At 77.3% G+C, this 9,888-nt stretch carries 9 protein-coding genes and 1 pseudogene; 6 read left to right on the top strand and 4 right to left on the bottom strand.

Features of this window, described 5'->3' with window-relative positions; genetic code table 11:
- Positions 1 to 243: 243 nt before the first annotated feature.
- On the top strand, positions 244 to 636 hold the full coding sequence (locus tag ACIQVD_RS34060) for a VOC family protein (RefSeq protein ID WP_400694251.1): 393 nt from the start codon (positions 244 to 246) through the stop codon (positions 634 to 636).
- 62 nt (positions 637 to 698) lie between these two features.
- Here ACIQVD_RS34060 and ACIQVD_RS34065 read toward each other — a convergent pair whose 3' ends face one another.
- Together ACIQVD_RS34065 and ACIQVD_RS34070 are read right to left on the bottom strand one after the other, a co-directional pair.
- On the bottom strand, positions 699 to 1,061 hold the full coding sequence (locus ACIQVD_RS34065) for a hypothetical protein (RefSeq protein ID WP_400694248.1): 363 nt from the start codon (positions 1,059 to 1,061) through the stop codon (positions 699 to 701).
- 30 nt (positions 1,062 to 1,091) lie between these two features.
- Complete coding sequence (locus tag ACIQVD_RS34070) at positions 1,092 to 1,670, bottom strand: carboxymuconolactone decarboxylase family protein (protein ID WP_400694245.1); 579 nt, start codon at positions 1,668 to 1,670, stop codon at positions 1,092 to 1,094.
- A 76-nt stretch (positions 1,671 to 1,746) separates the two neighbouring features.
- On the opposite strand from ACIQVD_RS34070, the gene ACIQVD_RS34075 reads away from it, so the two are divergent.
- From ACIQVD_RS34075 to ACIQVD_RS34085, 3 genes are all read left to right on the top strand, one after another.
- Positions 1,747 to 2,274 carry a MarR family winged helix-turn-helix transcriptional regulator gene (locus ACIQVD_RS34075; RefSeq protein WP_402292716.1) on the top strand — a complete coding sequence of 176 codons (528 nt, stop codon included), beginning with the start codon at positions 1,747 to 1,749 and terminating at the stop codon, positions 2,272 to 2,274.
- A gap of 192 nt (positions 2,275 to 2,466) precedes the next feature.
- A complete protein-coding gene (locus ACIQVD_RS34080) occupies positions 2,467 to 2,946 on the top strand; it encodes a hypothetical protein (RefSeq protein WP_402292717.1) in 480 nt (159 codons plus the stop codon).
- Entirely contained in the window at positions 2,943 to 7,403 is a 4,461-nt protein-coding gene (locus ACIQVD_RS34085; RefSeq protein ID WP_402292718.1) for a hypothetical protein, read from the top strand. The genes ACIQVD_RS34080 and ACIQVD_RS34085 overlap by 4 nt, the downstream gene beginning before the upstream one ends.
- 61 nt (positions 7,404 to 7,464) lie before the next feature.
- Here the strand turns inward: ACIQVD_RS34085 and ACIQVD_RS34090 are convergent, their stop codons facing one another.
- Positions 7,465 to 8,220, bottom strand: coding sequence for a lysophospholipid acyltransferase family protein (locus tag ACIQVD_RS34090; protein ID WP_402292719.1), 756 nt, complete (start codon positions 8,218 to 8,220; stop codon positions 7,465 to 7,467).
- Positions 8,221 to 8,428: 208 nt separating this feature from the next.
- Positions 8,429 to 8,869 (bottom strand): DUF4395 domain-containing protein, encoded by a 441-nt coding sequence (locus ACIQVD_RS34095; protein WP_400694224.1) that lies wholly within the window; start codon positions 8,867 to 8,869, stop codon positions 8,429 to 8,431.
- A gap of 205 nt (positions 8,870 to 9,074) precedes the next feature.
- On the opposite strand from ACIQVD_RS34095, the gene ACIQVD_RS34100 reads away from it, so the two are divergent.
- Together ACIQVD_RS34100 and ACIQVD_RS34105 are read left to right on the top strand one after the other, a co-directional pair.
- Positions 9,075 to 9,488 (top strand): TlpA family protein disulfide reductase, encoded by a 414-nt coding sequence (locus ACIQVD_RS34100; RefSeq protein WP_400694221.1) that lies wholly within the window; start codon positions 9,075 to 9,077, stop codon positions 9,486 to 9,488.
- A 309-nt stretch (positions 9,489 to 9,797) separates the two neighbouring features.
- Positions 9,798 to 9,888 (top strand): annotated as a pseudogene (locus tag ACIQVD_RS34105) (electron transfer flavoprotein subunit beta); the annotation flags it as partial.

Genomic DNA, 9,888 nt, shown 5'->3' on the forward strand with positions numbered 1-9,888 from the left:
CCGATGGTACTGCAGGGGGGACCCTGTGGGAGAGTAGGACGCCGCCGAACAATCTTTGTGGGAAAGCCCCCTGACGGGATGTCAGGGGGCTTTCTCGCGTTCCGGGGCGGGAGCGGGACGATGGTGTCCGGTTCGACCGGTGCGCCCGGGAGCTGCGAGCCCCCGTTCGGTGACGGTCGGTGGATGGGGGACAATCCTCTGGCTCGGCTTCTTGCCGGCTCGGCTCCTCGGAAAGGACATGGCGTGCTTCTCGGTCTTCGGACGGTCATTCATCCCGCGCAGGACCTCGGTGCGGCGAAGGCGTGGTGGAGTTCGGTGCTGGGGGTGGAGCCCTACTTCGACGAGCCGTTCTACGTGGGGTTCAACGTCGGGGGGTACGAGTTGGGGCTCGACCCGAACGCGGATCCGGCGGTGGGGCCGGTGTCGTACTGGGGGGTGCGGGACGTCGAGGTGGCGGTGGGGCGGTTCGTGGCGGCGGGGGCGACGGTGCGGGAGCAGGTGCAGGAGGTGGGGGGCGGTATCCGGGTCGGGACGGTGGTCGAGCCGTCGGGGACGGTGGTCGGGCTGATCGAGAACCCGCACTTCGTGTTGGCGGAGGGGGAGCCGGCGGGCGCGGAGGAGGGGCCGGGTCGCTGAGGGTGTGGGTGGGCGGGGCCCCGGCCGTGGTGGTCGGGGCCCCGCCGTGTGGTGGGTGGGGTTCAGCGGGTGGCGTGGTGGTCGTTGGCGACCAGGGTGCGGGCGAGGCGGGCGGCCGCGGTGGTGACGGCGGGCCAGGCGGGGGAGAGCAGGTGGTCGGTGGGGCGGGGGTCGGGCGGGAGGGTGGCGAGGAGGGCGCGGAGGGCGGTGCCGAGGTCGGCGGTGAGGGCGGCCTCTTCGCCGGTGCGCAGGGTGTGGCCGATCCAGGGGAGCGGGTCGTCGGCGTCGCAGGTCTCGGTGAACAGGGTGGTGAGGAGCGGCGCGGGGTCGAAGGCGTCGTCCTGGAGGCCGGGGGCGGCCAGGGTGAGGACCGCGGCCACCAGCTGGTGGCGCAGCGCGGGGAGGACGGGGCCGCGGTCGGTCACCGGGGGAGCGTACCGGCCGGGGGCGGGCGGTCAGGCGTAGGGGGCGAGTTGGGGGTCGACGGGGGCGTCGGTGAGGCGGTTGGCGAAGGTGGAGAGGGTGTAGGCGCCGATGCCGAGGACGATTTCGAGGGCGTTGCGCGGGGTGAAGCCGTGGGCGAGGAAGGCGGCGAGGTCGGGTTCGGGGACGGCGCCGGTGTGGTCGAGGACGCGGTGGACGAAGAGCCGGACGGCCTCCAGCCGGGCGTCGGGCAGGGGCTGTTGGGCGCGCAGGGCGGCGATCAGTTCGGGGTCGGTGTCGAGTCGGGTGAGGGCGGCGGTGTGCATGGCGACGCAGAGGTGGCAGCCGTTGCGGGTGGCGATGGTGAGGACGACGGTTTCGCGGACCGCCGGGTCGAGTTCGGTGGCGTCGAAGAGGGCGGTCAACTTGAGGAAGCCGTCCAGGAGTTGCGGCGCGTGGGCGAGGCGGGCCGCGGCGGCGGGCAGGTAGCCGAGGTGGCGGGTGACCTGGTCGAGTCGGCTGCGGGCGGCCGGCGGGGCGGTGTCGGGGGTGAGGGTGGGGAAGTAGGCCCCGGTGGTGGGGGTGGAAGGGGTGGGGGTGGTGGTGGACATGGGTGGGCCTTTCGGGGTGCGGGCGCGGAGGCGTGCCGGGGTGGCCGGAGGGCGGGCCCCGGCTGCGCGTCCTAGAATGGACAATGTGGTTGACCAAAACGTAAACCAGGTTGTCGATTCGCGCAACGGGAATCCCCCGGACCGGGCCCGCGACGGCTTCGAGCTGCCGCTGCTGCTGTTCGCCGGATTCCGCACGATCATCGACGAGTTGCACGAACGGCTGGCCCGCGAGGGGCACCCGGACGCGCGGCCCGCGTACGGCTTCGCCATGCAGGCGATCGGGATCGACGGGGCCACCGCGAGCGAGGTCGGCCGCCGGCTGGGGGTGTCCAAGCAGGCCGCCGGGAAGACCGTCGACCGGCTGGAGGCGCTCGGGTACGCGGAGCGGGTGGACGATCCGCGGGACGCGCGGCGCAAGGTCGTCCGGCTGACGCCGTACGGGCTGGACATGCTGGCCAGGTCGGCGGCGGGGTTCGAGGAGATCCGGGGGCGCTGGGCGGGCGCGCTCGGGGAGCAGCGCCTGCGTGAACTGGAGGACGGCATCGCGCGGTTGACCGGCCCGTCCGGGTTCCGGCTGGACGCGGCGGGCTGGTTCGGCGGCTGAGCGCGCCGCCGGGGTGGGCGGATTCGCGTCCCGGGGAGCGCGGGGGCGGTCGGTGCGGTGTCGTCGGCGCGGTGTCGACCGGCCGTACGTGGGAGAACGCGATCCGGTGATATCCCGGCGGCCGTGCCGGGTGGCACCATGAGACGGTCGTCGCACGGTGACGGCACGGGACAAGTGATCCAGGGGGAACGGATGCTCGCCGAATCGTTGGTCGCGCTCGCCGGTGCGGGCGGGACGGCTCTGGTGGGGGCGATGGCCACCGACGCCTGGCAGGGCGTCAGGACCGGTGCGGCCAGGCTGTTCGGGCGGGGCGAGGCGGGGCGGCAGGGCGCGATCGAGGCCCGGTTGGAGCACGACGCCGAGCTGGTGGCGCGGGCCCCGGAGCCCGGGCGGGTGCGCCAGGGGCTCGCGCCGGGCTGGCAGATCGAGCTGGAGGCGCTGCTGACCGAGCACCCCGAACTGGCCGAGGAGCTGCGGGAGTTCGTGGAGCGCACGGTGGCCGCCCTGCCCCGGGCCGAGCAGCACTGGACCCTGAACGTGACCGCCCGGGACCACGGCCGGGCCTACGGGGCGCTCGGCGGGAACGTGGTGGTGCACGAGGCGGCGCAGCCCGACCCGCCCCGGGGGCCCGCCCCGGATCGGCGCGGGGAGGCGGCCGAGGGACCGCGGTGAAGCCGCCGGGTCCGTCCGACGACGGGAGCGGGCTGCGGGAGCGGGACGAGCGCGGCGGCCGGGACGAGCCCGGCGGCCGGTCCGACCGGGGCGGGTGGCCGGGGCGGATGGAGCAGCGGGTCGTCGCGGAGGCCGGGTTCGCCTACGGCGCGATCGGCGCGGACATCCACGTGTTCGGGGACGGCACGCCCGTCTACGTGCTGGAGAACTGGCGTCCCGGGGAGGCCGTCGAGGACGCCTGGCTGGGCGAGTTGCCGAGCCGGATGCTCAACGCCCGCTGGGAGGTGGTCGGGTTCACCGGCCGGGCGGCGGAACTGGCCGCGCTCCGCGCCTGGTGCGGGAGCGGCCCCCGGCTGGCCGTCCGCTGGCTGCACGGGCCGGGCGGGCAGGGCAAGACCCGGCTGGCCGCCCGGCTGGCCCGGGAGCTGGCCGCGGAGGGGTGGAAGGTCGTCACCGCCACCGAGGGGCCGGGTTCGGTGGTCCCGCCGCCGGGCAGCCAGGACCTGCGCCCGGACGGTGCGCCGGGCCTGCTGCTGCTCGTCGACTACGCCGACCGCTGGCCGCTCTCCCACCTGACCTGGCTGCTCAGCAACGCCCTGCTGCACGACCCCGCCGTCCCGGCGCGGGTGCTGATGATCGCCCGGGACACCGGCCCCTGGCCCGCCGTCCGGGCCGTCCTGGCCGACCACCGGGCCGGCACCTCCGCACAGGAGCTGGCCGCCCTCGGCGACGGCGACGACCCGGAGGGCCACCGGGCGCGGATGTTCACCGCGGCCCGGGACGGCTTCGCCGCGCGGTACGGGGCGCCGGTCCCCGGCTGGATGTCCCCGCCGCCGTGGCTGGACGGGCCGGAGTTCGGGCTGACCCTGGCCGTCCACATGGCGGCCCTGGTCTCCGTCGACGCCCACCTGGCCGGGCGGCGGACGCCGACGGACCCGGCCGGGCTGACCGTCTACCTGCTGGACCGCGAGCACCTGCACTGGGCGCGCCGGCACGGCGACGGCACCCACCGGCTCGACGGCGGCCGCACCGACCGACTCGGCGGCGGTACCCACCGGCACGGCGACGGCACCGACCGGCACGGCGACGGTGACGGCACCGACCGGCTCGGCGGCGACGGCACCCACCGGCTCGACGGCGACGGCACCGACCGGCTCGGCGGCGACGGCTCCCGCGAACCGCCGTGGGTCACCCCGCCGGAGGTGATGCACCGGGTGGTGTTCACGGCCGCGCTCACCGGCCCGCTGGCACCGCCGGCCGGTGCGCGGGCGCTCGGCCGGCTGGACCTCGCGCTGCCGGTGGAGCGCCTGCTGGCCGACCACGCGAGCTGCTACCCGCCCGCCGACCCGGCCCGGGCCACCGTCCTCGAACCGCTCCAACCCGACCGCCTCGCGGAGGACTTCGCCGCCCTGACCCTGCCGGGCCACCCGGCGGACTACCCGGCCCGGCCCTGGGCGCCGGGCACCGTCCGGGCGCTCGCCGGCGGCCGGCCGCACCCCGGCTGGACCCGGCGCACCGTCCTGCTGCTGGCCGCCGCCGCCGACCGCTGGCCGCACGTGGCCGAGGAGCACCTCTTCCCGCTGCTGCGCGGGCGGCCCGACCTCGCCGTCGCGGCGGGCAGCCCCGCGCTGAGCGCCCTGGCTGCGCTGCCCGCCGCCCCGCTGGACCTGCTGGAGGCCGTCGAGTCCCACCTGCCCGCGCACGACCACAGCGACCTGGCGCCGGGCGCGGCCGACCTGGCCTGCGTGCTGGCCCGGCGGCGGCTGGCCCGGACCGGCGACCCCGCGCAGCGGGCGGCGATCCACGCCCGGCTCGCCAACGCCCTCGCTGCGGCCGGCCGGTACCGGGAGAACCTGGACGCCCTGGTCGAGGCGGTCGAGCTCTACCGGCCGCTGGCGCAGGCCGACCCGCGGACGTTCGAGCGGCCGCTGGCCTTCGTGCTGTCCAACCTCGCCAACCGGCTGGGCCGCTACGGCGAGCGGCGCACCTCGCTGTCCTTCGCCCGGGAGGCCGTCGACATCGGGCGGCGGATCGGCCTGATGGGCCCGGCCGCCACCGGGACGGGCGGCGGCGCGCTGCTGGTCAACCTGGCCAGCCGGCTGCGCCTGGCCGGGCGGACGGCGGAGGCGCTGGAGGCCGAGCACGAGGCGTTCGGGATCTTCTGGGCGATGTCCTGGATCAAGGCGTCCGAGGCGGAGGGGCGGGCCCACCTGCCCGCCTGCCTGGTCAACCTCGCGATGCTGCTGCCGCCCGGCTACCTCGGCGGCCGGGCCGCGCTGGCGGCGCTCGAACAGGCGGTGGTCCTGGAGCGCGGACTCGCGGCGGGCGACCCGGCCCGGCACGAGGCCGCGCTCGGCTACGCCCTGACCCTCCTGGCCGGACGGCTGGTCAGCCACTACGGGACCGCCGAGGCGATCGCCGGGGCCGCGCCCGACCGCCCCGGCCTGCACCGGCCCGTCGCCGCGGACTGGCGGCAGCGCGCGGTGGACCTCGCCCGGGAGGCGGTGGACCTCGACCGGCGCCTGGTGCCGGGCAACCCCGCCGTCATGGAGCCCCAACTGGCCGACGCGCTCAAGGTCCTGCACCTCGCCCTGGCCGCCGCCGGGCGGACGGCGGAGGCCGGTGCCGCCCTCGCGGAGAGCACCGAGCTGCGGGCGCGCCGCGCGGACCCCGACTCCGACCCCGGCTCCGACGGCGGGCCCGATCCCGGCTCCGACGACGATCCCGGCTCCGACCACGATCCCGGCTCCGACCACGAGGACCCGCCGTCGGAGCCGGCCGACCACCACCGGGAGGCCGTGGCGGCCGGGCGGGCCGGGGTCACCCTCCACGCGTACCTCGTCAGCGTCGACCCGCAGGCCCACCGGCCGGGGCTGGCCGAGGCCCTGGAGCACGTCGTCGCCGTCGCGCCGTACGACCGCACGGGCCTGCCCGACCGGGAGGCGCTCGTCCCGCTGTGGCAGGACCTGGTGGACGCCGACCCGTCGGCGTACGGGCCCGGCCTGCTGCGGGCGTTCGGCGTGATCCGCTCCCTCCAGCTCGGTGCCGGGCTGGCCGGGGAGGCCGAGCGGACCGCCGCCGAGCAGGAGCGGCTGGCGGACCGGATCGCCGCCGCCGGGCAGGAGCACCGGCGCCGCCGCCTGGCCCCGCGGATCCCCTGGGGGACGGCCGGGGAGATCGACGGCGAGGCGCGGCGGCTCACCGCGGCCGGGGACGACGCCGGGCTGTGGGCGCTCGCGCTGTCCGTCCCGGTCGCGGACGGCGTCCGGCTCGCCCGGGAGCTCGCCGGGCGGTGGCAGCCGCCGGAGGGCGCCGCGCGGGCCCTGGCCGGACGCCTCGCGGCGGCCGACCCGTCGGTGCTCGCGCGCCCGGCCCGTCGGGGCCCGGAGCCGCCGCACCGGGCGCTGCCGGTCCTCGGCGGCAACGCGGACGGCGTCGGCTTCGCCCACGGCCGGCCCGCGCTCGCGCTCAACGGCATGCAGGCGGACGGAAGTTGGGCGATCCGCGGGCTCGACCCGGGCAGCGGCCGGTCGAAGGTGCTGCACCGCGGCGACGGCCCGTACCCGTGGGAGTCGGCCGCCTGCCTCGGCCCGCGCCGGGCCGTCGCCGTCCTGGAGCTGCCGGAGCCGCCGCACCAGCGGCTCGTCCTGTTCGACGGCGGCTCCGCGCGGCAGCTCGCCGAGGGCGACGCCCTGCGCGGCGCCCGGGTGGCGGCCACCGCGGACGGCTACGTGGTGGGCCTGGCGCCGATGCGCGCCGTCCTGGTCGGGACGGGCGGCGACTTCCCGGTCCCCGTCGACCTGGGCGGTACGGGGCTGCGGCGCTGCGACCGGCTGGCCGTCGACGCGACGGGCACCCGGATCGCGCTCGCCGACGGCTCCCGGACGGTGCTCGTCGGGCTGCCCGAGGGGCGGCCGATCGCCGCGGCCGAGACCGCGGGCGCGGCGGAGGCCGTCTTCCTCGGCCCGGACCTGCTGGTCACCGCCGGGGCGGGCGGCGGCCTGCGCCGGTGGGAGCGGCGCGGCGGGGGCCTGCGGCCGGCGGGCGCGGTGGACACCCCGGTCCTGCACCCGCTGTTCGCCGTCCCGGCCTGGCGGGTGGTGGGCGGCTGGGCGCTCGGCCGGCCGCACTTCCACGACTCCGAGACGCTGGAGCCCGTCCCCGAGCCGCCGGCGACCGCCCCCTTCCAGGACTTCACCACGGCGTGGAGGGCGTCCGCCGACGGCAGGTACGTCGTCCACGGCGGCCGGCCCCCGGCGTCCGAGCGGAGCCGGGAGGCCCGCACGCTGCTGTACGACCTGCACCACCCGCTGGCCTGGCTCGCCCGGCCCGCCGCCGCCGTCGGGCCCGACGACCTGCCGGTGCTGGCGGCGCTCGCCGGTCGGGCCGAGCGCAGGCTCCGGCCGCTGCTGGGGCTGCTGCACGACCTGGCCGCCCACCGCCTGGCGGGGAGCTGATCCCCGGGCGGCCCCGGGCGGCCCAGGGCGGACGCGGGTGCGGCGGCTGGTCGAGGGGGCGTCAGCGGGCGGCGCGGCGCTGGGCCTCCGCCTCGTCCTCGGCCTCGGCCTGCTCCAGGGTCGGCGCGGTCCCGCCCAGGTGGGCGGGCAGCCACCAGGAGTCCTCCGGCCCGGTCGGCTGCGCGGGGTAGTCGCGCTGGGCGCGGTCCAGCATCTCGGTCATCGCGGCGCGCAGGCGGCGGGTCACCATGACGGGCTTGTCGGTGGGGGCCAGATGGATCGGCTCGCCGATCATGATGGTCACCGGGACGTGGCGCTTGGTGAGCGTCTTGGGGCGGCCCTTGGTCCACAGCTGCTGGGTGCCCCACAGGATCACCGGCAGCAGCGGCGTGCCGGAGTCGGCCGCCATCCGGGCCGCGCCGGTCTTGAACTTCTTCAGGGTGAACGAGCGGCTGATCGTCGCCTCCGGGAAGACCCCGACCACCTCGCCCTCGCGCAGCGCCTTCACCGCGGCCTCGTAGGCGGGCTGGCCGTCGGCGCGGTCCACCGGGATGTGCTTCATGCCGCGCATCAGCGGGCCGGAGACCTTGTGCCGGAACACGTCGTCCTTGGCCATGAAGCGGGTCTTGCGGCGGCCCACCCGGTACGCGCCGAAGCCGGCGAAGATGAAGTCCAGGTAGCTGATGTGGTTGCTGACCAGGACGGCGCCGCCGGTGGCGGGGACGTGCTCGGCGCCGACGATGGAGATCCGCAGGTCCAGCGCCTTGAAGGCGGTCAGCGCGGCGCGGATCACCGGCGGGTACACGAACTCAGCCACGGTCAGCCCTACTTCCCACGGGCCATCTGCCCGGTCCGGTGGACCCGGGGGCGCGGGGGCCGCGCCGAGAGGTCGCGGCACGCCGCGGCTGCCACGGGTGTTACTCCCCGATGATCCCCCGAACGGGCACGGTCTGTCACGCCCGACCCCGGCCCGGGCCGGTCGGCGGCCCGGTCGGAGGGGCGTCGGCGGGGCGTCAGTGGGCCGGTCAGTGGGCCGGGGAGCGGCGGTGCAGCAGCAGGTAGAACTCGCAGCCGAGGCAGTAGTCGAAGGCGGCGTTCAGGAAGGCGGCGGCGAGGGCCAGGGCGGTCAGGGCGAGGGCGAGCCAGTCGAGCGAGGCCACGGCGGCCAGGGTGGCGAGCAGGGTGAAGCCGAGGCCGACGGCCTGGGCGAAGCGCGGCGGGCGGGGGTCCTCCAGCTCGGCGGGCGGCCGGAGGCGGGGGCGGACCAGGGCGCGGTAGAGCCGGCCGTAGGGGGCGTAGCGGTGGCCGCCGATCGCGCCGGCGGCGAAGACCAGGGTCTGGGCGGCCAGCAGCGGGGTGCTGCCGGTGATCAGGGCGGCGGCCAGGACGAGGCTGGTGAGGACCGCGGCGAAGCGGGGGCCGCGGGGGTCGATCAGGCCGTGGGGGTCCACGGGGGAGGACGGCACGGAGGGGCTCCGGAGGGGTTCGCTGACGGGACGTCGGACGTCGGGGCGGTGCGGTCAGCGACAGCGGGTGGTGCCGGCCCGGCACAGGTCGATCACCCGGCGGCTGGTCAGCCGGGGGTTCGACGACGGGGTGCGGGCGGTCACGGGGGCGATGCTACCGGGGCGTGCCTTCCGGGCCCAGGGCCGGGTTTGTCACACTGGGCGGATGACCGGACTGATCGTGTGCCTGGCGGTGCTGGCGGTGGCCGGCGCGTACGGGACGGTGCGCAGGGCGCGGGACGGGAGGCTGCGGGTGCGGGGCGGGGACGGCGAGGTGCGGTTGACCGCGGTGGAGCTCGGGGCGCCGCTGGGCGCGCGGGCGACGCTGGTGCAGTTCTCCACCTCGTTCTGCCAGCCGTGCCGGGCCACCCGGCGCACCCTGGCGGAGGTGGCCGGGATGGTCGAGGGCGTCGCGCACGTGGAGGTGGACGCCGAGTCGCGGCTGGAGCTGGTGCGGCGGCTGGAGATCCTGCGCACGCCCACGGTGCTGGTGCTGGACGCGTCCGGCCGGGTGGTGCGGCGGGCCTCGGGGCAGCCGCGCCGGGCGGACGTGATCGCGGCGCTGGGCGAGGCGGTCTAGGGCCTGTCCCCGGACCCCGGCGGGGGGCGAAAGAGGGGTCCGGCCCGGTGGCGGGCGGACAGCGCGCCGCGGCCTGGGGCAGGATGGGCCCCAGGCGGTGGCACGGTGCCCGGCCGGACCTGCGGGCAGCGTAAGCTACTGGCGAGTAGTGACGGCTGGGCTACTCACGAGTATGCTGCCGGGGAGTTCCGGAGGGGCACCTGCGCACGTCGCTCGGGCCGCGGGCCCCGCGCGTGGACCGAGGACTGCTCGGCCCGCACGGACAGCTGCCGCAGCCGCCGGATCGGACCAGTAACAGGAGAGCAGGCCGTGAGCTTGAGGATCGTTGTCTGTGTGAAGTACGTGCCCGACGCGACCGGTGACCGTCGCTTCGCGGACGATGCCACCACCGACCGGGAGG

Source organism: Kitasatospora sp. NPDC090308, from assembly GCF_044769485.1.
Classification (GTDB): Bacteria; Actinomycetota; Actinomycetes; order Streptomycetales; family Streptomycetaceae; genus Kitasatospora; species Kitasatospora fiedleri.